Origin of the sequence: Acinetobacter sp. YH12064 (genome assembly GCF_013419735.1) — a bacterium.
Classification (GTDB): domain Bacteria; phylum Pseudomonadota; class Gammaproteobacteria; order Pseudomonadales; family Moraxellaceae; genus Acinetobacter; species Acinetobacter amyesii.
Genome location: NZ_VOZP01000001.1, coordinates 127,848 through 149,274 on the forward strand (window position 1 = coordinate 127,848; position 21,427 = coordinate 149,274).

Consider the following 21,427-nt stretch of genomic DNA (forward strand, 5'->3'; position numbering starts at 1 on the left):
ATCACCTACTTGCGCCCTTGACGCATATATAAACGGCGCTTCTTCTGACTTACACGATTAGGCTTTGATTTGTTTGATTGTGGTTCACCCCACAAGATTGAATCCCAATCACCACCACTTGAGCGTGAGTATTCCGCAAATGCCGTACCTAGCATTGCAGCAACAACCATTCGACCTAATCGCATATCTACCACCAATAAGAAAAGAAAAACCCCACTCAAATCTCCAGAATTGAGCAGGGCCTTATATGCCGTAATACGTTCGGCTAATGCCACCGAAGTGGCGAGGGTCAATTAATCTCTTTCAAACAACTACGACAAACCTTTATCTCATCACCATCGATCGTATGGTCAATTTCCACCGCACCATGAAAGCCGAATAAGCATTTTAAAAATTGGAGCATGTTTTCTCCTTATTTCATTGCAAATCGAAATAACTAAAAATAACTAAATCTGTCTGAAATAATGTCAGTAATAATGTCCGTAATCTGGGTGGCGGTAATCAATTTAAAAACCACTAGAAATTAATAGGAACCGCCAAAACGCAAAAAGCCCATCGTTTGATGAGCTTTCTATCAGTAGTGCGACTTACTTACACTTCGCACCACTATACCATGAATTTAGCAGATGCCTTGATCAAGGTCAAATGCTATTCACTTTTTGTATGCAATAAATCCATAGCGGCAGTGTAATGCTGCAAGTCCGCATTTCACATCAAATTTTGCGTCAACGCCTGTACGCTTTTCGCTACACATTTGCGCCCATGAGTTACCGTAGAAATAACGGCAAATGATTGCATCCATCCACTCGTCCATGATTTCACTTTGGCCTTGCATGTCCAGAATCAAACGCTGTACTGCTCGCGCTTCATTATCATCAATCAAACAAGTAATGTTGCTTCGTGTGAGCTTTGGCTTTTCGCTATCAAGAAAGTGAGCTGCAATAATTTCCTTCTTTTGCTGCTCGGTTAGCTTTGCAATCTTTTGCTTAACAACCGCCTGATCCATAGCAACAGCAATCGGATTGACGCTATTGCCACATACACCAGATACGCTATTCATCCATGCCCCAAATTGATAAAGCCATTCTTCCAGTGAGTATTTCGACCAGTCCACCGCCTGCATAATATTTTGAGCCTTAACCATTGCATTCATCCCTATTCCCCTTTTATGCCTTCTCAAACTTTTCTTTAAATTCTGTATACGGTCTTGCGTACACCACCCCATCTTTCAAACTTCGATATACAGCCATTTCAGGAAAATTGGGTTTAGCTGATTGTTTGTTTGCAACAAATATCAACTCATACTCATTGCCTGTCTTAACGTGCTTATAGTTCATCCCTATTCCCCTAAATTTCTCTAATCTCTAAACCGTGAACCGATTTCATTAAGTGCTTTTTCAAACGGTAAACTGGCAAGCTTCGTGTCATTTTGCTTTTGACATCTTCAACAACCAGTTGCCCCTTTTCCCGATAAACAAAATCTGCGACATACTTCACTGCTGGCTTGCGTCTTGGCTCACTTTCAAACTTGACCGACTCGGCCAAAATGAACGCCTTTTGCAGTTCTAAATCTTTAATCTCACCTGCACGCTCCAACAGTGATAAATCCCGATAACGCCTTGCTTCTTTTTGACTATCGAAAGTGATGCCGTTAAGCATCACCTTCTTGTTGTTGTATTTAGTCATTGGCATCCCACTATCGCCTGATTGATTGAGTCACCAAATTTCATCGAGACAAATGCAACTATCAAGAATAGAAAAAACCCAAAATCACCCAGCTTCATGATTCACCTCGCACCGCTTCACACGCCCTTTCTGCCAAAGTTGCATAACCTGCAATATCACGATAGTTGTCAAAATATTGCGGGTCGCCATTCACAGCTCTGGCAATCTTGTTGCAAATCATAAAAAGACTGGTTTTCTGCTCTGCGTTTAAATGCTCGTAGTTTACGCCACATTCAACGATAGCCATGAGCTGCTGAGTTGTACCCGCCACATCGGAATAATTGCCATAACGAGCACCACGTTCGTTTAGGGTGCTATCTATTTCACTCATCCCTCAATCACCTTCGTCGTTGGCGCAATATGATTGCGAATGTCTGATACATGGTCAGTGCGGTCGTGGTCAGCGATGGCAGCCCTCAACTCACCCAAATCAAATACATGTGTATCCGTCTCATAGGCATCGCAACCATCAGGCGCACCAGCCACAATTTCCCGCATTTGCTCTATTGTTAGGTTCATGCTGCCTGCTCCTGTAAACGATACTTTCTGCGCATTCCGCGACTCACACGCTCTGCTTTAAACTTGTTGTAAGACTGAAAGTCTTTAAATTTCACATCTGCTTTCATGTAGCACATGCACTTAAACAACTTGTAACCCTTATCTAAAAATGGCTTATGCACATCATCAGTTTCTTTCTCCAAGCCTTTCCATCTGCGTTTAAAACCGTGCTCATCCGGCACTTTTGCACCACTGCCACCAAGCTTGAATTGATCGTATGTCATGGAAGGAACATCAAACTGCACTGCTGACGTTTGAATGTCTGCTGGGTCGTCCTTGTGGTAGTAATACGAGTCCATACCCACAAAAAACGCAGTGTCGTCCACCATCAAATCCCACAAAATTGGCACAACAAGATCACCATCGAAATACTCATACATACCCTCGATAACTTGTTTTTTTGACACACCAGCAGCTTTCAGTCTGTCTGATGCTTCGGTTAATTCAACATCATCAAACGATGACCAAAGCTCATAAGTTTTAGCCAATTCATTTCGATACAGATTGACTAGCTTGTTCGGGTTATATTTCTTATTGCGCTTTTTCATGATGCACACCATTTCTCGTGATATGAACGAATTGCATTTTTAGGTCTTTGTAAGCGCTGAGGCTTATATCGAATGTAGTAGCAACTCTTGCATGCAGCTTCATAACAAGTGCTTTTAGTTCCATCTTTCTTCAGCTTCCCTGAGTATGTGAACCAAAATTCATGATCAAGCGGCCAATATTCACCACACTCAATACACAGTTTTTCTTTACCTAGATCGGTCTGAATATATTTAGGTCTTGGTTGCTCAAGCCAATCCACGGTTTTATTGTCATGTTGATCCTTCACACCCCACCTCCTAGCACCGCGCCAAATTCACCAATCAACCCAAGCTGTTCCTTACACCACATTTTTCGAAATTCTTTTTCTTCTTGACTTACTTGCGTCACAGCCAAGGTTTCAAACATCGCTCTACCCGTAGGCTTTGCCCGAAGCATGTTATTTGGATCGCAATTCAATTCAGGACTAAGCACCGCATTGCTGAACTGTGATAAGTATTCGAGTCTGTTCACGCTGCACCTCCTGCGCTTTGCCCTACAACCTGCAACTGCGTGTAATATTCTGGACTCAAATCACAGAAAGTCGCTCGACCTAAATCAGTTGCCAGGCGAACCGTTCCAGTTGATCCGTTACGCGCCTTGCCAATGATGATTTCCGCAGTACCCGCTTCTTTCGAATCCTTGTTGTAAACTTCGTCACGGTAGATAAACATGATGATGTCTGCATCTTGCTCAATAGCGCCTGACTCACGAATATCCGACATCACCGGGCGCTTATTTGGTCTGTTCTCTAAAGAGCGGTTTAGCTGAGACAAGGCAAATACAGGGCATCCAAAGTCCTTGGCAATCTTCTTAAGGCCATTCGATATATCCCCAATTTCCTGAACCTTGTTTCCTGACTTCTCAGGCGGTGTCATGATTTGCAAGTAATCAATAACTATCGCATCTAGTTTTCCAAGTGTGCTTTGCTTAACTTTTCGAGCTTCGCGTCTAATGTCTGCCAAACTTGGTTGTGACTTGTCGTTGATGTAGATCGAGCACTTATTCAGGATTTCGGTAGCTTTGTAGATACAGCCTGCACCATCAGAGTCAAAACGCGCCGAACGAACGGACTTCAAAGGAATTTGCCCAAGGCATGAAATTAAGCGTTCTGTGATTTGCTCAGATGACATTTCTCCACTCATGAACAAAACTGTTTTGCCTTGGTTTACCGATAAATTCAGGAAGATGTTTTGAGCAAAAGTAGTTTTACCCATTGATGGACGTGCCCCGATAATGATCAGGTCGGTTGGGTCAATGCGATCCAGCTTGTTATCCAGCTCAATAAATCCAGTCTTCAAAATATTTTCATCAGGATCAATTCCATCGTGTAGCTTTTGGTGACGATCAATCACATTCGATACAACACGTTTTGCCACATCAGCAATCTTGAACGTGCCTTGAGCCTGCACAGTGCTATCCAACCCAGATGCGAGGGATTGAACTCGCTCAATTGCCGATTCAGCCGTGTAGCCCGTTGTATCCCCAGCGATAACCAAAACCTGTTTGCCCAACTCCGCAATTTTTCTTCGTGAAGATAAATCCTTCAGTGTTTTGATATGCGTTGGAAGCAATCTAGGAAGCGCCATAGCGCTTGATAATTCCATGATGTAGGTTTCATCGATTTGTGATGATTCGTTGAAGTTTGAGCGGATTTTCTCCCAAATAACGATCGCATCGTGCCCTTCACCTTTCAAGTGCTGTGACTTGATGTGGTTGAAAATGATTTGATGGCGGGTTGCATGAAAATCAACAACATCCATCTGCTCAATGCTGTCACCCAATTCAGAGAAATCCATGAATGAACATAGAACTGCTTGTTCTGTAGGAATTGAAAATAACTCAGTCATTGTTCATCCCCTTGAATGTGCGTTTGACTCCTTTGAATACAGGTGGTGCTTGCTCTTGAGCTTGCCCCTTCACCTGTGGGTTCTCTAGCTGCTCCAGCTCGGCATTCGTTTCTGCCCAATTCCATGCAGCCTTGAAAGACTCCCAACCACGCAAAACAATGATCTGGAATACACGCTCATTGGTGAGTTGTGCTTCGGTCGCTTGGTTGAAAATGATTTTCAGAGAACGGTCAGTGATGGTTTTACGTTTCTTGTTTTTCAGATCAATAAACTCTTGAGCTGTTTTTTCAGATACACCGTTTTCGATTAAGAATTTTTTAGCAGAGAATTTTTTTGGTTGTTTAGGTGCGGATGCGCCTAATTTAATATCTGTAGTATTCTCTGTAGTATTCTCTGTATTACGTGCCCCTTTTGGCACATTCAATTGCTCCTTTTGGCACACGTGATTGTGCTGTTCGGCACATTCAATTGTTCCATTTGGCACATTCAATTGTTCCGTATGGCACAATTGGGTAGCGGTAGTTGTTTCAGAGTATTCGATCAGTGCCTTATATAGATTTTCACGCTCAACACGAAAGAAAACACGTGGTGGAACTCCGTGTTTTTTCTCAGAAATAAAACCTAGTGACTTGAGTGTTTTTCTAGCAGTGTGCTGCTCTTTGCGTGTTAAGCCTGTTTCTTGCGTCCACTCGTGATGGTCTTTGTAAACCCATCCATCATGGTCTTTTGTTCTTGAAGTCCAGTAGACCAATTGCGAAAGCATAAGCGCGCCATTGATGCCACAGCCCAAGAATACATAGTGCTTGTTAAACGCTATTGGTTGCTCGTTCATGGCTTCGATCAATTTAATTATTGGAATATGTTTAGACATTGCGGCCCCCTCATAACATAAGCGTGTAATTCAGCTTTTGCTCTTGCGAGGTCTGCAGCGTTCTTAAGCGTTGGGTATTTGGCAAAAGTCATAGCGATGCTCTGCACCAGCCATATCTTTCGATTTAGCTCATCATCTGTTAGTATTGGTTTGTTCATATTGACTAGACTCCTTATTGAACATCAGGCTCATCTGTTCCAGCAGATGGGCTTTCTTTTTGGTGTGCTAAAGTGTTCCAGTGTTTACTAGCTCGCTCTTTTGCTTTGCGTGTACGTTCATACTTAGCATCAGCAATAAGTAGAGCTTCAGCTATGGCATTACGCATCCAATCAACATCGCTAATACCTTCTGCTTCTGCATATACAGAAACAGCATCAAGCATCGCATCCATAAACTTGATGGTTTTAGGCGCGATTAATTTCCCGCCCAAGTACCCTTTTTCGATCGCTTCTTGCATGTCATCTACCCCCATCACGCAACATCCTTGTTACGAACTACACTTGAGATATTTGGATTTAAGAAGATATGCGGATACTGGAGTTTCACTTCCGCAGGTATCCCTCTTGTCATCCAATTTTGAACACGCTGTTTGCTTTTCAACCCAAGCATTTCAGCGACCTTTGTTGACCCACCAAGAGCAACAATGATGTCTTTATCAGTGTTGATAGACATTTCACTCTCCATTAAACATTTGTGTATTTGATGGTAAACGCTGTGTTTACTAATGTCAAATCATTTGTTTAACACAATTTGTTTACTGCTGAGATAATAAAACCAAGAACAAAAGGGGTTTGTTATGCACGATTCATTTAAAAGGCTGCTTGAGATAAGTAACGGCCTGAGCCAGGAAGAAATCGCAAGACGTATTGATGAATCACCGCAAACGCTGACCAATTGGAAAAAGCGTGGTGTATCAAAAGCTGGGTCTTTAAAAGCGGCTGCTGAGTTTGGCTGTTCTGCAAACTGGATTTTAAGTGGTGCTGGCGACAACTCTAGTAGTGATGTTTCTCGTGTTGCAGGGTGGGATAGCTCCACTCCACTAGATAGCGATGAGGTTGAAGTGCCGTTTTATAAAGATGTTTTGGTGTCTTGTGGCTCAGGATCGCTTGGTGAAATCATAAATACAGAAACAAGAAAATTGAGACTAAGCGCATCAACATTAAGGCGTTATGGTGTTGATCCAGCAAATGCGCTCGCATTGACAGCATTTGGCAACTCAATGACTCCAGTCATTAATGATGGTGCAACGGTTTATGTCGATATAGGCAGAAAAAATGTTATTGATGGCAAGGTATATGCGGTATGCCATGGTGGTCTTTTTAAGTTTAAGTACCTGTATAGAATGCCAATGGGCGGTATAAGGATTGTTAGCGCCAATAGTGACGAATACAAAGAAGAAGTTTTAACGCAGCAAGAAATTATCGACCAGGAGTTTGAAGTTATTGCTTATGCATTTAATGTGCAAAATTCGCTGCCATAAATAAGTAAACAAAATGAAATTTTAAGACTGCTTATGCGGTCTTTTTTTATGTCTATATAAAACAGTTGTTTATAAAATAAATACACATTTGTTTATTATAAGTGTTGACTACAGTACACATCATGTTTACTATGAACCTCGCAAACACAAAAAAGCCCCGAACAATCTTGGCGGATGCGGGGCGTGTACTACGGGGACCATTATGGATAGTAACAAGAAACAAATCAAGTTTGCTGGTTGTGCTCTTGCACTTGCAGCATTCATCGTTGGTGCATTTTCAATATCACCTGCCTCCACAACCGCACCGATTGACGACAATCAAGTTGTCGTTACAGGCGAAGTAAAACTCAAGCAAAAACTTAAATTTTGTGCTGAACAATGCCCTGCGCTAATCACTATCGGTGATTACGAAGTATTTGTTGAATATGGGCTTGATGGTGAGTCAATTCGCTATATGGAACCAATGAGCGTTTCCAAAGACGGTATCGAAGTAAATGCATACATCGATCAGGTGGATATTCAAAATATTAACGCTGCGATTGTTGGGGGTGTGAAGTGAAAATATTTTCTATTGAGGTTTTTAACCTTGACTGCAATGGCTTGATGCTTGGCTCATGCACGCCAAAAGGCAGTTTAGGTGTGACTGTAGATGATTACAAGTTTGAAGTTTACGAGCGCGTTGGTAATGCAATTTTCTCAAGGTTCGGTGAGTTGATTCATGTTTACGGTCACGCGCCAGGATCAAAAGGGGGTTTTGCAGATAGAGAAATTAAACTCCGCATAAAAGAACCATCAGTGATGTTCCCAAAAATACAAGCAACAAGGCTGCACAAATTTAAAGGTGATTTGTGGTGTAGCGGTAAAGCTGAGAGGCAAGTCGCTAAGCATTTGGGCACAGATTTATATGACATAGGTGTAAAAAGAATTGGGGACCGCATTTCATGTTACTCAGCCATCAAAGCAACTCGCCAATTTATGGAAGTTGTATCTAAGGTTGTGATTATTGGTGCTCCAGTTCAAGGCGACTTTAATGCAGCGATTTTGCGAGGCGATCAATGAACATCAAAACTAACACTTTAATCCTTGCTCCTGTCTTTCCTGATTTTGAAGTGGCAGAGGACATTGTTATTCAAGATGGCAAGGTCGAATTCACGCTTCAGTATCGCTTCGATTTTATCACTGATGCGTCTATCGAATGCAGCATGCCTTTACTTGAATGCACACAAGGTTTTGCAGTTGGTGATTCAGATCCACAGAACTGCCATGAAATCGATATCCCTGCTTTTAAAGCAATTGAAAACACACTGGTAACTGTAATAAAGACTGATGCTGTGGCAACCAAAGAAGGCAATGAATTTGTCTTACTTCCTGAGCAGTTACGTGCGTTGAATGTGTTGATTGTGGATTGGTGTGAAGAGCAGTTTTTAAAGGAATCTGAACAGCAAGCTAATTACGTTGCGGAAGATATTGCAGAGGAGATTTACGGATGAATGCGAAATTAGAATTAGAAATCGCGGATCAAAACATTGTTGTATCTGCATTTCGCACACCAGGCGGTACTGCTGAATTATTCGAGCGCATTGCTCAAGAAGCGCGTTCACATGTTCCTGATGTGACCACTAAAAAAGGACGAGATCAGATTGGCTCACTCGCTCTAAAAATTAGTAAATCCAAGACATTTATTGAGAAGTGTGGCAAGGAGTTGGTTGCCGAGCAAAAGGCTCAAATCAAGCTTATTGATGATGACCGCATTGCGACTGTTAAGAAGTTTGATGAACTGCGTAATGAAATCTTGGCACCGCGTGATGCTTGGGAGCAGGCTGAAAAGGATCGTGTGGCGAAGCATGAGCATCATATTGCAACTATTCGTATGGTTGCCTCTTTAGCTACTGCTGCTGATAGCGAGTGGACAGCTTTTACCGTCAAGGAAGCGATTCAAACGCTTGAAGATAAGGTAATTGATTCTTCTTTTGAGGAATACGAACAAGAAGCAAAACTTGCCAAACTTGAAACACTTGAATCTTTACGCACCGCCCTGACCATTCGTGAAAAATACGAAGCCGAACAGGCTGAATTAGAACGCCTTCGCCTTGCTGAACAGGCTCGATTACAGCGTGAACATGAAGAGCGTATTGCCCGTGAAGCTGCTGAAAAAGCAACACGTGAAGCAGAAGAAAAAGCACGCCTTGAAGCTGAGCGCGTTCAGCGTGAAAAGATTGAATCAGAGCAGCGTGAAGCTCGATTAAAAGCTGAAAAAGAGGCTGCTGAATTGCGTGCTGTGCAAGCTGCTGAGAATGAGCGTAAGCGCATTGAGGCTGAACAGTTTGCTCAGGCTGAGGCTGCACGTAAGGCAGAAGAAGCACGTTTGGCTGACAAAGAGCATCGTCGAGTAATTAATCGTGAAGCTTTTGAGGCAATTCAAGCCCTTTGCTTGGGTATCCCAGAGGCTCAAATCAAAGAATTAATAGGCGCGATTGTTGATAAGAAAATCCCGCATGTTTCAATCAAATACTGAGGGTGAAGAATATGAATGCACCAGCACAACATCAAGGTTTGGTTAATGCTCAAGTGATGCAGCTTGCTGAGGTTTTGGGATTACATAATGTTGATCCACAAGAGCTTAAACAAACGCTTATACAAACAGCTTTTAAGTCTGATAAAGAAATCACTGATGCACAAATGGGTGCGTTAATGATTGTTGCTAGTCAATACAAGCTCAATCCTTGGACTAAAGAAATTTATGCTTTTCCTGATAAAAAAGGGATTATTCCTGTGGTCGGTGTTGATGGTTGGTCGCGCATCATTAACAGTAATTCAAACCTAAATGGCATTGAATTTGCGTTCTCTGAAAACTTGGTTTTACCAAATAAAGCAAAGGTAAAATGCCCTGAGTGGGTTGATTGCATCATCCATCGCAAAGACCGTGACCACCCTACCGTGGTTCGAGAATATTTAGATGAAGTGTACAGAGAACCATTAGGTCAAAATGGATATGCTGGCCCGTGGCAATCACACCCTAAGCGTTTTTTGCGTCACAAAGCTTTAATCCAATGCGCTCGTTTAGCTTTTGGTTATGTCGGCATCTATGACCAAGATGAGGCGGAACGGATTCAGGAAAATAGTTCTGTTAAGACTGTTCAAGGTCACACTGAGAATGCTGTGCCTGATGGTTATATGGAATTTGAGACCGAGCATTTAGCACATTTCAAAAGTGAATCCCAGTATGGATCTGAGCGACTACAAGCTGCCTATATATCTTTACCTAAGGGTGACTGCAAAAAGCACTTTTGGACCACTCATTCAGTAGCCTTAAAACAGGTTGCTGAACTTGCTGACCAAGCATTAGCACGACAAGGGGAAACTTATGACCATTCTCCAGCGTAGTGAAGGTTGGTTTGCAGATCGCTGCGGCAAAGTGACTGCAAGCCGCATTAAAGATATCGGCGCAAAACCTATTAAAGGTAAGAAATACAACGCCCTAACATTAACAATTCTTTCTGAGCGCATTACTGGCGTTCAGGAGGAGACTCCAACCTCAAAAGCAATGCAATGGGGTATAGATCAGGAAGAAAATGCGATTGCCGCTTATGAAAATGAGACGGGTAATTTTGTTAAAGGCACAGGGTTGGTTGATCACCCGGTCATTAAATTAAGCGGTGCATCGCCTGATGGACTAATCAATTTAGATGGTCAAATTGAGGTTAAGTGCCCTGCTACAACAACTCATTTGAACACGTTGCTCACCAAAGAAGTGCCTGCTGAATACATCCCGCAGATTACTTGGCAATTGGCGTGTACTCGTCGCAAATGGTGTGACTTTATTAGCTTTGATCCTCGCCTTCCTGAGCATTTGCAACTTGTGGTTATTCGGGTATTTGCAAAAGATTTGGACATTGCAGGTGTTGAGCAAGCAGTTATTAATTTCAACATTGTCGTTGATAAAGCAATGGCTGAGCTCAGCGCAGAATATGAGGTGGCAGCATGATCTTCCGCATCAAAAATAAACATGCCGACGGCTTCAAAATTTGGTTAGAGAAGCTCGGTTATGTGAAGAAAGTCCTTGCAGATGGTAGCTGCACTTTTAGCGGCAAAGGCACCCGTAAGGCTTTGAGCTATGTGTTTGTAAAGAATGATTTAACTGGTAATTCGGCATGCCAAGCGTTATTTGATGAATATGAAATGCACTTGCGCAGCCCTGCTATATCAGATGAAACGAATGAAAATTTAGCGCGTGTCGTGGCTAATCAAATAATGAAGGTGGCGTGATGGGGCAAATCACAAATAAAGAAATTCGCGCACTGCTTATTGCTGTTGAAACCATTGCGGTTAGACCTGCGCAAGCGACACAAAAAGAGCTAATGATCGCACCTGCTCTTTTTAAAAAATTAATGGAAGATCGCACTCAAGGCGTGATTTCAATTCAGGTGCTTATTGATGGAAAGCATATAAATATTGAGGCGGTGGCGTGATGAATATTAAAAGAAAATGTTTTGAGGAATCAAACAATGTAAATCCAGATTGGTCTTTTAAGTTTGATGAAGAATTGCAGCAATATATTGCGCTAGATAGCGAAATGGAATTGCAAGTAGACGAGTTTAATGAGCATTGGGATACGTTTCGCGCTGGATGGGAAGCCAAAGCCCAAACAGATCAAAAAATTAAGTCGCTACTCTGTGATGAGCACTTAAAAAAATGCGAATCACCTACTGGTGTTTTTAATAGTCAGTATCCAGATGAAGAACCTTGTTTGATTTGCTTGGCGAAGCAAGCCAAAGCCCAAGCGGTGCCTGAAGAAAAAGGTCGATCAGATTTTGAAATTATCGCTCAAACAATTGAATTGGTTGATTTGATTGCTGGTTCAAATTGCTTCCAACGCGACAAATCCATGTCGTTTCCATTTGAGTCCAATAACCCTAGAAATATCGAATGGTGGAGATTGGCTTGTAAAATTCAGGAATTGTTGACTGATACGGATCCAGATAATTGTGACTTTGAGGAATACAAAGCCATGATCGAAGCACAGGAGCAAGGCCAATGAATGGTATCCAGGCGGTTATTGCCGTAAACGAAGGAAAAAGCGTTCAGTACTACGATCATGAGGATGATGCATGGTTAAGTTTCGATAAAAAAACAGGATTTCGGGTGGGTTGTTTGCTCGGCGAGCCCAATCACCATGGCCAAGTTGCAAAGTTTAGAATTAAACCATCGTTTATTTTGCTTAATGGTATAAGGGTTCCAGCACCATTACAGGAAGAACCCACCAGTCCAATTAACTATTGGTGGTTTAACCCCAAAAAACCAAATGGCATTGCTACGGGAAAATGGCTTGATGATGATGAAGATCATGCAATCTTTAATAATATTGGTATTTACCTAGAAGAAGATGATGTTGTTCAGGTTCGGGATGCTTATAGAGAGGTATTAAAGGAGCCAACCAATGACTGAAATTCAATTAACAAAACCCCAATTCGCTCAGCTCCAAATTGACAACTTAACTTCTAAAGACATGCCCTACTTTGAAAATTGGGATGCGCATGAAGTTGGACTGTTTAATGCGATTGTGAACGCAGTCGATTACGACAATGAGTTTACTTTCAATATGCGCGGTTGGTCACGTCAGCGTGTAGTGAATGGCACGGGCGGCATGATTGAAGTAAATGAAATGAATGCGGATGAGCTATACCACTTGTTTAGCTGTTATTTGAGCGGGTTGCCTAGAAATGTGATGGAAAGTTTGAAGGAGGTATCTTGATGAAATCTAATGCTGAACATGAATTGCTTCAAGCTATCTTTAATGAAATGCAAGAGCTAAAAAAAGCTATTCAAAAAAAGGATGAGCGTAGAGTAAATGTGAGAGAGTTTTCCCAAAGATTAAATATCTCAATTCCCTCTCTTTATTCTCGTATTAATGATGGTGTGATTCAAAAACCGAATAAGGATGGAAAACTAAGTTACTGGCTGAATAGCTATGTAAATGAAGTTGTCACACAGCCCTCAAACTCTGATAAAGTAGCCGCTTAAATTAGCGGCTTTTTTAATTGCGCTAAATTTAAGCAAAAATTCTAATGTGAGTAACATTGTGAGTAACAATTAGATAAATTAATTATTACCACAATAAAAATCAGAGGTTTACATCCAAAATGCTTCTAATGATCGACAATTATGACTCTTTTACCTACAACATCGTCCAATATTTTGGCGAGTTAAATCAGGAAGTAAAAGTTGTACGTAACGATGCCGTGACATTGGAAGATATCGAGCGATGGCAACCGAAGTATTTAGTCATTGGTCCTGGCCCTTGTTCGCCAAGTGAAGCAGGCATTTCAATTCCTGCGATTCAACACTTTGCGGGAAAAATTCCTTTACTGGGTGTGTGTTTAGGCCACCAAGCCATAGGACAAGCTTTTGGCGGCGATATTATTCGCGCTAAAAAAGTGATGCACGGTCGTTTATCTGACATGTATCACAGCGATCAAGGTATTTTCAGCAACCTCCCTTCTCCATTTTCCGCAACGCGTTATCACTCTTTGGTGATTGATCAAGCGACTTTGCCTGAATGTTTAGAAGTGACCTGCTGGACCAATGAAGAAGATGGCACGATGGAAGAAATCATGGGCGTTAAACATAAGACATTGCCTGTCGAAGGCGTGCAGTTTCACCCTGAATCAATTCTTAGTGAACATGGCCATCAAATCTTTAAAAACTTCTTAGAAATTTACGTTTAATCGAGTGCAAAAAATATTATGAATATTCAACAAGCTTTAAATAACATCACTAAAAATATTGAACTCACTCAACCTCAAATGGAAGAAGTGATGCGAACCATCATGCAAGGTGAAGCGACCGATGCTCAAATTGGCGCACTGATGATGGGCTTACGCCAAAAAGGTGAAAGTATTGATGAAATCACTGCCGCAGCACGTGTAATGCGTGAGTTTGCGATCAAAATTGATGTCAGTGATTTACCACATTTGGTGGATATCGTTGGTACAGGTGGTGATGGTCAAAACTTATTTAACGTCTCTACTGCGTCTAGTTTTGTTATTGCAGCAGCAGGTGCAACTATTGCTAAACATGGCGGTCGTGGTGTTTCATCAAAATCAGGCTCTTCTGATCTTTTAGAACAAGCTGGAATTAACCTTGACCTTAACATGCAGCAAACTGAACGTTGTATTCGTGAAATGGGCGTGGGTTTCCTCTTTGCACCTAATCATCATAAAGCCATGAAATATGCTGCTGGTCCACGTAAAGAATTGGGCTTCCGTAGTATTTTCAACCTACTTGGCCCGCTTACGAATCCGGCCGGCGTAAAACGTTTTGTGATTGGTGTTTTCTCTACAGAATTATGTCGTCCTATGGCTGAAGTTTTAAAACAGCTTGGTGCAGAACATGTCTTGGTGGTGCATTCTAAAGATGGTTTAGATGAAATTAGCCTTGCATCAAGTACTTATGTTGCAGAACTCAAAGATGGCGAAGTCACTGAATGGGAAATTCAACCGGAAGCTGTAGATATCGAATCGCAAACCTTAACAGGTCTATCTGTAGATAGTGCTGCGGAAAGTCTAAAATTAATTAAAGATGCTTTAGGTAAAAACAAATCTGCGCTCGGTGATAAAGCCGCGAATATGATTGCCCTAAATGCAGGCGCAGGCATTTATGTTTCAGGCTTAACCAAAAGCTATAAACAAGGTGTTGCATTAGCACATGACATTATCTATGGCGGTCAAGCCTTAGAAAAAATGGGCATTTTGTCTGAATTTACTAAAACTTTAAAAGAATACGAAGCTTAAGATTAGGACACAGATCATGGTAGATATCGCCAATACAATTTTGGGTAAAATTGTTGACCGTAAAAAAGAAGAATTTGCAGCCCGTCTTAAACAACGTAGCTATAAAGATGTCGAAGAGCTAGCTCAAGCAGCTACACCTGTTCGAGGTTTTGCACAAAACCTCGGCTCTAAACGTCCGGGGGTGATTGCTGAAATTAAAAAGGCATCACCATCGAAAGGCATCATTCGTGAAAACTTTAACCCTGCTGAAATTGCGCAGCAGTATCAAGATGCTGGTGCGGCATGTTTGTCTGTTCTCACCGATGTGGATTTTTTCCAAGGTGCCGATGAAAACATTCAGATTGCACGTACGAACTGTGACTTACCTGCGCTACGTAAAGATTTTTTAATTGACCCTTATGGTGTAATTGAAGCACGCGCTTTACATGCGGACTGTATTTTATTAATCGTGGCTTGTTTGTCTGATCAACAACTCGAAGAAATGTCGAAAACTGCTTTTGAGCACAATCTCGACGTGTTGGTTGAAGTACATGACGAAGAAGAACTTGAGCGTGCAATGCGTCTTTCTGACAACTGTCTACTAGGCGTCAATAACCGTAATTTAAAAACCTTTGATGTTGACCTCAATACATCATTACGTTTGAAGAAGTTACTTGAGCCTTCTCGCCTACTTGTGACAGAAAGCGGTATTGCAACACCTGCGGATGTTGCCATGATGCAAGAACATGACATTCATGCCTTCTTGGTCGGTGAAAGTTTTATGAAGCAGCCACGCCCTGATCAGGCGTTTAAGGAGCTGTTTGGTGTGCCTGATAAAATATAAATGAAATATGTAGGGTGAGTTCGCTCACCCTTTTTCTACTTTGCATCCATATTAAAAAAATTACACATCTTTTTTATAATTTTTATTCAATTGAGAATTAAAAATAATGAAGTCGATTATTTCTTCTACTCTTCTATTCATTTCATTAATCTTGGTTTCACTACACCAGATAAGTTGGGCAAAAAATATAACTCTTTATACTGGCTCACCGTATCATATTGACCAAAATCATATCCTCTACTTTAATATTTCCAATATGCCCGAAGGCATCATTGCTGCGCAGATTGACCTAAATCAAATTTTTCCAAATATAAATACTAACGTGCTAAAGGGCAAAAATTATGATTTCAATAATAATCAAATTGAAATCATTAGTTATCAAGGCTTACCAATAGTCATTAATTACTCAATCAATACTAAAAACAAGAATATTGAACATTCAACCTATTTTTCTATTTCTAAAGGACATAAAAATTCTTTATCAAAACCAATCAATATTAAATCTCACCCTATTTCCATGGGAAAATTAAATCATTTTGAACAGATTTTTTATAAAGATACCCCTCATTTATTGAAAAAGAATTTAGCTGATGAGCCATATTTAATAAATATATTCATGTTCCATGCAGCAATAAATGATTTTGATGATATGAATGATTTTTTCCAAAATGCGATAAAGAACCTGACACAGAAAAATGATATTGATAATTATGAAAAAGCCAAAAGTTTGTATCTTGAATATTTAAATTTTGGTGAAAACAATGAATTTTATGATACCACCTTAATTATGGCCGCTATCGAGCACACAGATATTTCTTTCATCAAAAAAATGAAGCTGAGAAAAATAAATGAACTTGTAGTAGATGAAGTTGAACCACAAACATATTATTTCACTAGATGCTCCCCATTAGGTAAAGCTATCCGCCTAAATCAATATCAGATAATTTCTTATTTACTTGAAAAAGACGCTTCAACCGAAATCGTGTGTATTTCTAAATTTAATGAAGAACAATCAGCATTAGCTCTTGCAGAACAATATAAAAATAAAAAAGTTATTAAATTAATTAATTCAACTTTGAAGCCCAAATAGGACTTGTAATGAATTAAGAGATCTTCTTTATATAAAGTCTTTCCAGTTCAAATCAGTGCCATTTAAGGCTATAATTGCACTAAATTTTTGTATATTTCCCGTTTTTTCATTATGAGCAAACACGATTCTTCGCTTTCAAAAGATCAGTACAACCTACTGAAATCTTTTAAAAAGCAAATTACGAATCCACATTCCTCAACGATTGCTAAACAGCCTGAGCCAACACCAAAGACTGTTGAACAAGAGCAGGAAGAAGACTTCGCGCTTTTCCAAAAGCAAATGCAAGGTGTTCAAAAAATGAATGCAGGAAATATTGCAAAAATGGAAAAAGTGGGTCGTAAAAAACCTGATGCGCAAACGTTGGCTAAACGTGCTGCTGCAATTGGTCCTATGGAAACAGATGATGCATTACTTTCTGATACGCAAGCGATGCTCAACCCTGTTGCCAGTCAAGCTGCTTTAAGCTATCGCATTGCAACCTTACAACATAAAGTTTTTGAAGATCTGAAAGCTGGTAATCTACGTTGGTTTGAAGCTGTCGACTTACACGGTTGCACTGTTGAAGAAGCCCGTTCTGCCGTGCTGCAAATTATTCAAATGGCGAAAGATGACAATCAAAACGTCATTAAAATTGTGCATGGCAAAGGTCCAGAAGCAATTTTAAAAACTTATGTAAATAGTTGGTTACGTCAACATCGTGATGTATTGGCATTTGTGAGCGCCCCAGAAAAACAAGGCGGCACAGGTGCTGTACTGGTTCTGCTTAAACGTGCAGAAAAAAACCCACAGTTTAAACAATAATCGGATTTAACTCCAAAAGAAGGCATTGTAATAGTTTTCTGCTACAATGCCGTCCTTGTTCAATCTCTCAGTGTAAGTGAACACGTCTTATGTCTATGCAGCAATCCTACGCAAATATCCTAACTGCCGTTGGTGAAGATCTGAATCGCCCGGGTCTTAAAGATACGCCTATGCGTGCTGCTAAAGCTTTTTCATATCTTACTTCTGGTTATAGCCAGACACTTGAAGAAGTGACCAACAATGCGGTTTTCCCATCCGATAACCGTGAAATGGTCTTAGTTAAGAATATTGAATTCTATTCATTGTGTGAGCACCATTTATTACCTTTTTATGGTCGTGTACATATTGCTTATCTCCCAGAAGGCAATGTTTTAGGTTTATCAAAATTCGCACGTATTACAGAAATGTTTGCCCGTCGCTTACAAATTCAGGAAAACCTCACTCAGCAGATCGCTGAAGCTGTGGCTGAAGTGACTGGTGCACGTGGTGTTGCTGTGGTGATTGATTCAGCTCACATGTGCATGATGATGCGTGGTGTAGGTAAACAAGAGTCTACAACACGTACCGTTTCTTTTGTCGGTGACTTTAAAACCAATAAAGAAGAACGCCGTGAATTCTTAAGTGCTGTGCCTGAAAGCTATTAATAGAACATTCAGCGTAAGCTCTTCAAAAAATGCCTCAAACTCTTGAGGCTTTTTTTATTTGTGTTTTAATGTCGAAAATCGTTTGCTTTGATAGCAAAGCACTATTTTCAGGATGAATCATGTCAGATGTATATATTGCCGGTCAGGGTTTAGCACAAGCCGAACACAGCATAGACTTCCCTCGCCCAGACCGTTTGGTTCAAGGCAATCCTAAACGTGAAACCGCAAGCCTGTATGTACACCCCAATATGGACTGCGGGATCTGGCAATGTGAAGTTGGTGCATGGAATATTGTCTTTGCACCGAACAAACAAGAGTTTTTTACAATCCTTGAAGGTTTAGTACGTATTCATGATCAACAAGGCGGATATATCGAAGTTTCTGCTGGCCATGCGGGCATTATTCCCCCATCGTTTCAGGGCAAGTTTGAAGTTGTCGAAGCCGTCAAAAAATACTATGTGGTTGTAGAAGTTTAATCGCCCAAAATATTTATTTTGAAAAAATATCTTTTAAAAATATTGTTTGTAACCGTGCTGTAAGACTTGTAACTCAAAACTACAGCATAAAATTGATATCAATTACTTAATGTATTTCTGTTCATAAATTAAACATTTCATAACATGATTTCACCCCCCATATTCAAGATTAGTCCGTACATTGAAAACAAGATGAATCCTTTAGATTCATTGCTATTTTCTTTTTTTTACTAACTAAGGGTGATCACTATGGTAGCCGCAAAAAAAACAACTGAAAAAGATGAGAAAAAGACAGCGAAAACTACGGCAAAAACTGCAAAAAAGAATGAGGATAAAGTAAAAAAATCAGCTAAAGCATCGAGTAAAGATTCAAACAAAGCAACAAAGAAAACTGCTGAAAAAAAATCTAAGGACAGCACTTCTAAAAAAGAAGCTGCAACTAAAGATGAAAAAGTAAAAGCTAAAAAATCTGCGTCAACTAAAAGTTCGCCGAAATCTAAAGCTGACAAAAAAGAGGCCCCTAAAAAAGCCAGCACATCAAAAACAAGCACTAAAGTTAAAGATGAAAAGCCAAAAGCTGAGAAGAAAGCAACAAAAAAATCTTCAACGGCAAAGAAAACGGATGCTAAGGCAAGCAAGTCTAAGGGAGAAAGAACCAAGACGACCAAAGCCAAATCCACCAGCAAAAAGACAAAATAAAAAGTAGCCCCAACTGGGGCTACTTTTTTAGCTTAAGCTTGAAATAGAGTAAGGTTATAATGGAGTGAATATGAATAATAAATCCATTCCCACACCTAAGCGTGTATCACGCGTTCATTCCAATAGTTTTGATTACAGTTTAGATTTTAAAAAGATAAATTTTCGCGAACACCCTGAACTTTATAGAATTGGACGTGGTGAACAAGGTGTATTACTCGTAGAGCCTTATAAATCTGAAATTTTGCCTTATTGGCGATTTGCTAATGAAGAAAAAGCCATCGAAAGCAGTACCAAAATTTGGCAACTTTTTGAAGAGTATTTAGACGCTGAAGATTTTGTCGGTGCAGATATGGCACGTAAATTTTTGCAGATGGGTTTTACACGTGCACGTCGCTATGCCAACCATAAAGGTGGTAAAAAATATGAGGGTCCAGTCCCTAATGATAAAAAGGGATTAAGTGGTGCACATGGACGCGAAGAGCTTCCAAGACAAAAAGAGGATCCCGTCAAAGCTGCTGCTGCACGAGTATTTAAACAAAAATGGGATGAAGCTAAAGTTCATCCCAAGTATGTAGAGCAAAAAGCAAAATTTTTAGATTTTCTACAAAGCAAAATTAAGTGAATATCCATTTAGGATGAAGATGATGTTGTTTGCTGATCAGTTTTAGCAACGTAAATACGGTTACGACCTGTATTCTTGGCAGCATAGAGTGCCATATCGGCAGCATCTAGTAAACGTTGATAGTCAGGATGACCGTTATACTGCACACAACCAACGCTAACAGTTAAACTAAATTGCTGACCTTGTACTGTTCGGATCACTCCATTTTCAATATATTGGCGAATATTTTCTGCAACTTTCATCGCACGGTTTACATTGGTGTCCACCAAGAGTAACAAGAACTCTTCGCCACCAATACGGAATGCATAATCGCTACCTTGGCTGTAACGCTGCAAAGCTTCGGCAATAAATTTCAGTGCAAGATCACCTGCCGCATGACCAAACTTATCATTGATCATTTTAAAGTAATCCGCGTCAAAGGCTAGCAAAGACAAAGGCGTTTCATTTTGACGTGCAAAAGTAATTTCACGTGAAATAATAGTACTAAGATAACGACGGTTTAGGAGTTGCGTCAAAGAATCATTGCCTGACTCAATATATTCAGCCACCTGAAATAATTGATCGACTAAATGCTGAATTTCACGATTTAAGTCTCGAATCTGTTGAATCAAATGTTGCAGTTGATCTTTATCCGTTATTTGTGTGGTTTGCTGCGTTAGCTCATCTACTTGATAAATTCGATCAATAATTAATTGAACCTGATCTGAACCCGAAAAAGCATATGCCGCTTTATGAATAAACCACAATCCAAATTCTGATTTTGAAAGTAAGGAATGATAAAAACTGACATTTCCCGAAAAGATTTTAAACATCAATTCATTTTCCCAATTGAGCAATGAACCACGTTGTTTATCTTTATGCACTGCAACATCTTGCATCGCTGAAAATAAGCGATAATTATGCTTGGTTTCTTGCTTTTTTTCCGTATTGATCTCATAAGATCGGCACATAATTTCAGTGCTAAATCCCATAATTTGCACAATATAACTACACATATGGAGAATATTTTGAGTTTGGTTTAGCTCTAAAATTTCAAATATTTTACGTTCTATTTCACGTACACCACGCATAATCAACCATGACGGAATGCCGACACGCGCATGCACCATTCCAACTTTTTGCTGCCTTTTAACCGAAATTTCAAAATCATTATTTAGTGCAACATTAAATGTTTCTAATAACCATTTTCTTAAGGTGTCGATGAGCCTTTTTTGAATAATATCGTCTTTAAAAAATTCAGCTGACGCTGGTTCTCGCGACATTTGTTCATAAAAAACAGTAACTAAATGCTCAACATGCTTCTGGATAAATTGCAAAGCTGCAAGATGTTCATTTTCAGTATATTGATCACAAATATCTTTCCAAGTCTGACTTAGACCTGTAATACATTCTTGATTCATTCGGTGACACAAA

Annotated in this window: 36 protein-coding genes; 22 read left to right on the forward strand and 14 right to left on the reverse strand. The window is 40.2% G+C overall.

Translation table 11 applies throughout. The features are described from left to right. Positions 1-5: 5 nt before the first annotated feature. From FTU13_RS17390 to FTU13_RS00695, 13 genes are all read right to left on the reverse strand, one after another. Positions 6-293: a hypothetical protein gene (locus FTU13_RS17390; RefSeq protein ID WP_257226783.1), complete on the reverse strand. Its 288-nt coding sequence runs from the start codon at positions 291-293 to the stop codon at positions 6-8. A gap of 359 nt (positions 294-652) precedes the next feature. Continuing rightward, on the reverse strand, positions 653-1,153 hold the full coding sequence (locus FTU13_RS00640; protein WP_180128969.1) for a hypothetical protein: 501 nt from the start codon (positions 1,151-1,153) through the stop codon (positions 653-655). A gap of 13 nt (positions 1,154-1,166) precedes the next feature. Continuing rightward, positions 1,167-1,337 carry a DUF1653 domain-containing protein gene (locus tag FTU13_RS00645; protein ID WP_180005156.1) on the reverse strand — a complete coding sequence of 57 codons (171 nt, stop codon included), beginning with the start codon at positions 1,335-1,337 and terminating at the stop codon, positions 1,167-1,169. Positions 1,338-1,347: 10 nt separating this feature from the next. Beyond that, positions 1,348-1,686 (reverse strand): DUF1064 domain-containing protein, encoded by a 339-nt coding sequence (locus FTU13_RS00650; RefSeq protein ID WP_180128971.1) that lies wholly within the window; start codon positions 1,684-1,686, stop codon positions 1,348-1,350. Between the two features lie 94 nt (positions 1,687-1,780). After that, a complete protein-coding gene (locus FTU13_RS00655; protein ID WP_180128972.1) occupies positions 1,781-2,056 on the reverse strand; it encodes a DUF6378 domain-containing protein in 276 nt (91 codons plus the stop codon). Then, positions 2,053-2,244 (reverse strand): hypothetical protein, encoded by a 192-nt coding sequence (locus tag FTU13_RS00660; protein ID WP_180128974.1) that lies wholly within the window; start codon positions 2,242-2,244, stop codon positions 2,053-2,055. The genes FTU13_RS00655 and FTU13_RS00660 overlap by 4 nt, the downstream gene beginning before the upstream one ends. Beyond that, positions 2,241-2,831: a hypothetical protein gene (locus FTU13_RS00665; RefSeq protein WP_180128976.1), complete on the reverse strand. Its 591-nt coding sequence runs from the start codon at positions 2,829-2,831 to the stop codon at positions 2,241-2,243. The genes FTU13_RS00660 and FTU13_RS00665 overlap by 4 nt, the downstream gene beginning before the upstream one ends. Continuing rightward, a complete protein-coding gene (locus tag FTU13_RS00670) occupies positions 2,828-3,118 on the reverse strand; it encodes a hypothetical protein (RefSeq protein WP_373423924.1) in 291 nt (96 codons plus the stop codon). The genes FTU13_RS00665 and FTU13_RS00670 overlap by 4 nt, the downstream gene beginning before the upstream one ends. Beyond that, positions 3,115-3,342 carry a hypothetical protein gene (locus FTU13_RS00675; RefSeq protein WP_180128977.1) on the reverse strand — a complete coding sequence of 76 codons (228 nt, stop codon included), beginning with the start codon at positions 3,340-3,342 and terminating at the stop codon, positions 3,115-3,117. The genes FTU13_RS00670 and FTU13_RS00675 overlap by 4 nt, the downstream gene beginning before the upstream one ends. After that, entirely contained in the window at positions 3,339-4,718 is a 1,380-nt protein-coding gene (locus tag FTU13_RS00680) for a replicative DNA helicase (protein ID WP_180161074.1), read from the reverse strand. The genes FTU13_RS00675 and FTU13_RS00680 overlap by 4 nt, the downstream gene beginning before the upstream one ends. Next, positions 4,711-5,589, reverse strand: coding sequence for a DNA-binding protein (locus FTU13_RS00685; RefSeq protein ID WP_180161075.1), 879 nt, complete (start codon positions 5,587-5,589; stop codon positions 4,711-4,713). Before FTU13_RS00685 ends, FTU13_RS00680 begins: the two co-directional genes overlap by 8 nt. A 172-nt stretch (positions 5,590-5,761) precedes the next feature. Continuing rightward, positions 5,762-6,061, reverse strand: a complete 300-nt coding sequence (locus FTU13_RS00690) for a hypothetical protein (RefSeq protein WP_180161090.1) — start codon at positions 6,059-6,061, stop codon at positions 5,762-5,764. Next, on the reverse strand, positions 6,061-6,261 hold the full coding sequence (locus FTU13_RS00695; RefSeq protein WP_180161076.1) for a hypothetical protein: 201 nt from the start codon (positions 6,259-6,261) through the stop codon (positions 6,061-6,063). The genes FTU13_RS00690 and FTU13_RS00695 overlap by 1 nt, the downstream gene beginning before the upstream one ends. 124 nt (positions 6,262-6,385) lie before the next feature. Here FTU13_RS00695 and FTU13_RS00700 point away from each other — a divergent pair, with 124 nt between their 5' ends. The 22 genes from FTU13_RS00700 (at position 6,386) to FTU13_RS00805 (ending at position 20,014) form a co-directional block, all read left to right on the forward strand. Continuing rightward, complete coding sequence (locus FTU13_RS00700; protein WP_180161077.1) at positions 6,386-7,069, forward strand: helix-turn-helix transcriptional regulator; 684 nt, start codon at positions 6,386-6,388, stop codon at positions 7,067-7,069. Positions 7,070-7,271: 202 nt separating this feature from the next. Beyond that, a complete protein-coding gene (locus tag FTU13_RS00705) occupies positions 7,272-7,628 on the forward strand; it encodes a hypothetical protein (protein WP_180161078.1) in 357 nt (118 codons plus the stop codon). After that, on the forward strand, positions 7,625-8,128 hold the full coding sequence (locus FTU13_RS00710) for a hypothetical protein (protein ID WP_180161079.1): 504 nt from the start codon (positions 7,625-7,627) through the stop codon (positions 8,126-8,128). The genes FTU13_RS00705 and FTU13_RS00710 overlap by 4 nt, the downstream gene beginning before the upstream one ends. Further along, positions 8,125-8,559: a hypothetical protein gene (locus FTU13_RS00715; RefSeq protein WP_180161080.1), complete on the forward strand. Its 435-nt coding sequence runs from the start codon at positions 8,125-8,127 to the stop codon at positions 8,557-8,559. The genes FTU13_RS00710 and FTU13_RS00715 overlap by 4 nt, the downstream gene beginning before the upstream one ends. Then, positions 8,556-9,584: a hypothetical protein gene (locus FTU13_RS00720; protein WP_180129006.1), complete on the forward strand. Its 1,029-nt coding sequence runs from the start codon at positions 8,556-8,558 to the stop codon at positions 9,582-9,584. The genes FTU13_RS00715 and FTU13_RS00720 overlap by 4 nt, the downstream gene beginning before the upstream one ends. Positions 9,585-9,640: 56 nt before the next feature. Continuing rightward, entirely contained in the window at positions 9,641-10,453 is an 813-nt protein-coding gene (bet, locus tag FTU13_RS00725; protein WP_257226786.1) for a phage recombination protein Bet, read from the forward strand. Then, complete coding sequence (locus tag FTU13_RS00730) at positions 10,434-11,054, forward strand: lambda exonuclease family protein (protein ID WP_180129009.1); 621 nt, start codon at positions 10,434-10,436, stop codon at positions 11,052-11,054. The genes bet and FTU13_RS00730 overlap by 20 nt, the downstream gene beginning before the upstream one ends. Beyond that, positions 11,051-11,335, forward strand: coding sequence for a hypothetical protein (locus tag FTU13_RS00735; RefSeq protein ID WP_228144731.1), 285 nt, complete (start codon positions 11,051-11,053; stop codon positions 11,333-11,335). Before FTU13_RS00730 ends, FTU13_RS00735 begins: the two co-directional genes overlap by 4 nt. Then, positions 11,332-11,538 (forward strand): hypothetical protein, encoded by a 207-nt coding sequence (locus FTU13_RS00740; RefSeq protein WP_373423927.1) that lies wholly within the window; start codon positions 11,332-11,334, stop codon positions 11,536-11,538. Before FTU13_RS00735 ends, FTU13_RS00740 begins: the two co-directional genes overlap by 4 nt. Beyond that, a complete protein-coding gene (locus FTU13_RS00745) occupies positions 11,538-12,107 on the forward strand; it encodes a hypothetical protein (protein WP_180161081.1) in 570 nt (189 codons plus the stop codon). The genes FTU13_RS00740 and FTU13_RS00745 overlap by 1 nt, the downstream gene beginning before the upstream one ends. Further along, a complete protein-coding gene (locus FTU13_RS00750; protein ID WP_180161082.1) occupies positions 12,104-12,514 on the forward strand; it encodes a hypothetical protein in 411 nt (136 codons plus the stop codon). The genes FTU13_RS00745 and FTU13_RS00750 overlap by 4 nt, the downstream gene beginning before the upstream one ends. Next, a complete protein-coding gene (locus tag FTU13_RS00755; protein ID WP_180128892.1) occupies positions 12,507-12,821 on the forward strand; it encodes a hypothetical protein in 315 nt (104 codons plus the stop codon). The genes FTU13_RS00750 and FTU13_RS00755 overlap by 8 nt, the downstream gene beginning before the upstream one ends. Then, entirely contained in the window at positions 12,821-13,090 is a 270-nt protein-coding gene (locus tag FTU13_RS00760; protein WP_078191966.1) for a hypothetical protein, read from the forward strand. The genes FTU13_RS00755 and FTU13_RS00760 overlap by 1 nt, the downstream gene beginning before the upstream one ends. A gap of 119 nt (positions 13,091-13,209) precedes the next feature. Next, positions 13,210-13,794: an aminodeoxychorismate/anthranilate synthase component II gene (locus FTU13_RS00765; protein ID WP_218955164.1), complete on the forward strand. Its 585-nt coding sequence runs from the start codon at positions 13,210-13,212 to the stop codon at positions 13,792-13,794. Positions 13,795-13,812: 18 nt separating this feature from the next. After that, the gene (trpD, locus tag FTU13_RS00770; protein ID WP_168379163.1) at positions 13,813-14,859 is read left to right on the forward strand and encodes an anthranilate phosphoribosyltransferase; all 1,047 of its coding nucleotides are present in this window, start codon (positions 13,813-13,815) and stop codon (positions 14,857-14,859) included. 16 nt (positions 14,860-14,875) lie between these two features. Continuing rightward, the gene (trpC, locus tag FTU13_RS00775; RefSeq protein ID WP_180128894.1) at positions 14,876-15,682 is read left to right on the forward strand and encodes an indole-3-glycerol phosphate synthase TrpC; all 807 of its coding nucleotides are present in this window, start codon (positions 14,876-14,878) and stop codon (positions 15,680-15,682) included. A 106-nt stretch (positions 15,683-15,788) separates the two neighbouring features. Continuing rightward, positions 15,789-16,772: a hypothetical protein gene (locus FTU13_RS00780; RefSeq protein WP_180128895.1), complete on the forward strand. Its 984-nt coding sequence runs from the start codon at positions 15,789-15,791 to the stop codon at positions 16,770-16,772. A 111-nt stretch (positions 16,773-16,883) separates the two neighbouring features. Beyond that, on the forward strand, positions 16,884-17,573 hold the full coding sequence (locus tag FTU13_RS00785; protein ID WP_078191970.1) for a Smr/MutS family protein: 690 nt from the start codon (positions 16,884-16,886) through the stop codon (positions 17,571-17,573). Between the two features lie 95 nt (positions 17,574-17,668). Beyond that, entirely contained in the window at positions 17,669-18,217 is a 549-nt protein-coding gene (gene folE / locus FTU13_RS00790; RefSeq protein WP_171262632.1) for a GTP cyclohydrolase I FolE, read from the forward strand. A gap of 119 nt (positions 18,218-18,336) precedes the next feature. Then, entirely contained in the window at positions 18,337-18,693 is a 357-nt protein-coding gene (locus tag FTU13_RS00795) for a cupin domain-containing protein (RefSeq protein WP_180035550.1), read from the forward strand. A gap of 249 nt (positions 18,694-18,942) precedes the next feature. Next, a complete protein-coding gene (locus FTU13_RS00800) occupies positions 18,943-19,392 on the forward strand; it encodes a hypothetical protein (protein ID WP_180095037.1) in 450 nt (149 codons plus the stop codon). Between the two features lie 70 nt (positions 19,393-19,462). Next, positions 19,463-20,014: a DUF4385 domain-containing protein gene (locus FTU13_RS00805; protein WP_180023378.1), complete on the forward strand. Its 552-nt coding sequence runs from the start codon at positions 19,463-19,465 to the stop codon at positions 20,012-20,014. Between the two features lie 8 nt (positions 20,015-20,022). Here FTU13_RS00805 and FTU13_RS00810 read toward each other — a convergent pair whose 3' ends face one another. After that, a complete protein-coding gene (locus FTU13_RS00810; protein ID WP_180128897.1) occupies positions 20,023-21,414 on the reverse strand; it encodes a diguanylate cyclase in 1,392 nt (463 codons plus the stop codon). Positions 21,415-21,427: the final 13 nt, after the last annotated feature.

What these genes read in the sequence shown, in the direction of transcription:
- FTU13_RS00640 (WP_180128969.1), bottom strand. Translation starts at nt 1,153, where the DNA reads ATGAATGCAATGGTTAAGGCTCAAAATATTATGCAGGCGGTGGACTGG.
- FTU13_RS00645 (WP_180005156.1), bottom strand. Translation starts at nt 1,337, where the DNA reads ATGAACTATAAGCACGTTAAGACAGGCAATGAGTATGAGTTGATATTT.
- FTU13_RS00650 (WP_180128971.1), bottom strand. Translation starts at nt 1,686, where the DNA reads ATGACTAAATACAACAACAAGAAGGTGATGCTTAACGGCATCACTTTC.
- FTU13_RS00655 (WP_180128972.1), bottom strand. Translation starts at nt 2,056, where the DNA reads ATGAGTGAAATAGATAGCACCCTAAACGAACGTGGTGCTCGTTATGGC.
- FTU13_RS00660 (WP_180128974.1), bottom strand. Translation starts at nt 2,244, where the DNA reads ATGAACCTAACAATAGAGCAAATGCGGGAAATTGTGGCTGGTGCGCCT.
- FTU13_RS00665 (WP_180128976.1), bottom strand. Translation starts at nt 2,831, where the DNA reads ATGAAAAAGCGCAATAAGAAATATAACCCGAACAAGCTAGTCAATCTG.
- FTU13_RS00680 (WP_180161074.1), bottom strand. Translation starts at nt 4,718, where the DNA reads ATGACTGAGTTATTTTCAATTCCTACAGAACAAGCAGTTCTATGTTCA.
- FTU13_RS00685 (WP_180161075.1), bottom strand. Translation starts at nt 5,589, where the DNA reads ATGTCTAAACATATTCCAATAATTAAATTGATCGAAGCCATGAACGAG.
- FTU13_RS00690 (WP_180161090.1), bottom strand. Translation starts at nt 6,061, where the DNA reads ATGGGGGTAGATGACATGCAAGAAGCGATCGAAAAAGGGTACTTGGGC.
- FTU13_RS00695 (WP_180161076.1), bottom strand. Translation starts at nt 6,261, where the DNA reads ATGTCTATCAACACTGATAAAGACATCATTGTTGCTCTTGGTGGGTCA.
- FTU13_RS00700 (WP_180161077.1), top strand. Translation starts at nt 6,386, where the DNA reads ATGCACGATTCATTTAAAAGGCTGCTTGAGATAAGTAACGGCCTGAGC.
- FTU13_RS00705 (WP_180161078.1), top strand. Translation starts at nt 7,272, where the DNA reads ATGGATAGTAACAAGAAACAAATCAAGTTTGCTGGTTGTGCTCTTGCA.
- FTU13_RS00715 (WP_180161080.1), top strand. Translation starts at nt 8,125, where the DNA reads ATGAACATCAAAACTAACACTTTAATCCTTGCTCCTGTCTTTCCTGAT.
- FTU13_RS00720 (WP_180129006.1), top strand. Translation starts at nt 8,556, where the DNA reads ATGAATGCGAAATTAGAATTAGAAATCGCGGATCAAAACATTGTTGTA.
- bet (WP_257226786.1), top strand. Translation starts at nt 9,641, where the DNA reads ATGCAGCTTGCTGAGGTTTTGGGATTACATAATGTTGATCCACAAGAG.
- FTU13_RS00730 (WP_180129009.1), top strand. Translation starts at nt 10,434, where the DNA reads ATGACCATTCTCCAGCGTAGTGAAGGTTGGTTTGCAGATCGCTGCGGC.
- FTU13_RS00735 (WP_228144731.1), top strand. Translation starts at nt 11,051, where the DNA reads ATGATCTTCCGCATCAAAAATAAACATGCCGACGGCTTCAAAATTTGG.
- FTU13_RS00745 (WP_180161081.1), top strand. Translation starts at nt 11,538, where the DNA reads ATGAATATTAAAAGAAAATGTTTTGAGGAATCAAACAATGTAAATCCA.
- FTU13_RS00750 (WP_180161082.1), top strand. Translation starts at nt 12,104, where the DNA reads ATGAATGGTATCCAGGCGGTTATTGCCGTAAACGAAGGAAAAAGCGTT.
- FTU13_RS00755 (WP_180128892.1), top strand. Translation starts at nt 12,507, where the DNA reads ATGACTGAAATTCAATTAACAAAACCCCAATTCGCTCAGCTCCAAATT.
- FTU13_RS00760 (WP_078191966.1), top strand. Translation starts at nt 12,821, where the DNA reads ATGAAATCTAATGCTGAACATGAATTGCTTCAAGCTATCTTTAATGAA.
- FTU13_RS00765 (WP_218955164.1), top strand. Translation starts at nt 13,210, where the DNA reads ATGCTTCTAATGATCGACAATTATGACTCTTTTACCTACAACATCGTC.
- trpD (WP_168379163.1), top strand. Translation starts at nt 13,813, where the DNA reads ATGAATATTCAACAAGCTTTAAATAACATCACTAAAAATATTGAACTC.
- trpC (WP_180128894.1), top strand. Translation starts at nt 14,876, where the DNA reads ATGGTAGATATCGCCAATACAATTTTGGGTAAAATTGTTGACCGTAAA.
- FTU13_RS00780 (WP_180128895.1), top strand. Translation starts at nt 15,789, where the DNA reads ATGAAGTCGATTATTTCTTCTACTCTTCTATTCATTTCATTAATCTTG.
- FTU13_RS00785 (WP_078191970.1), top strand. Translation starts at nt 16,884, where the DNA reads ATGAGCAAACACGATTCTTCGCTTTCAAAAGATCAGTACAACCTACTG.
- folE (WP_171262632.1), top strand. Translation starts at nt 17,669, where the DNA reads ATGCAGCAATCCTACGCAAATATCCTAACTGCCGTTGGTGAAGATCTG.
- FTU13_RS00795 (WP_180035550.1), top strand. Translation starts at nt 18,337, where the DNA reads ATGTCAGATGTATATATTGCCGGTCAGGGTTTAGCACAAGCCGAACAC.
- FTU13_RS00800 (WP_180095037.1), top strand. Translation starts at nt 18,943, where the DNA reads ATGGTAGCCGCAAAAAAAACAACTGAAAAAGATGAGAAAAAGACAGCG.
- FTU13_RS00805 (WP_180023378.1), top strand. Translation starts at nt 19,463, where the DNA reads ATGAATAATAAATCCATTCCCACACCTAAGCGTGTATCACGCGTTCAT.
- FTU13_RS00810 (WP_180128897.1), bottom strand. Translation starts at nt 21,414, where the DNA reads ATGAATCAAGAATGTATTACAGGTCTAAGTCAGACTTGGAAAGATATT.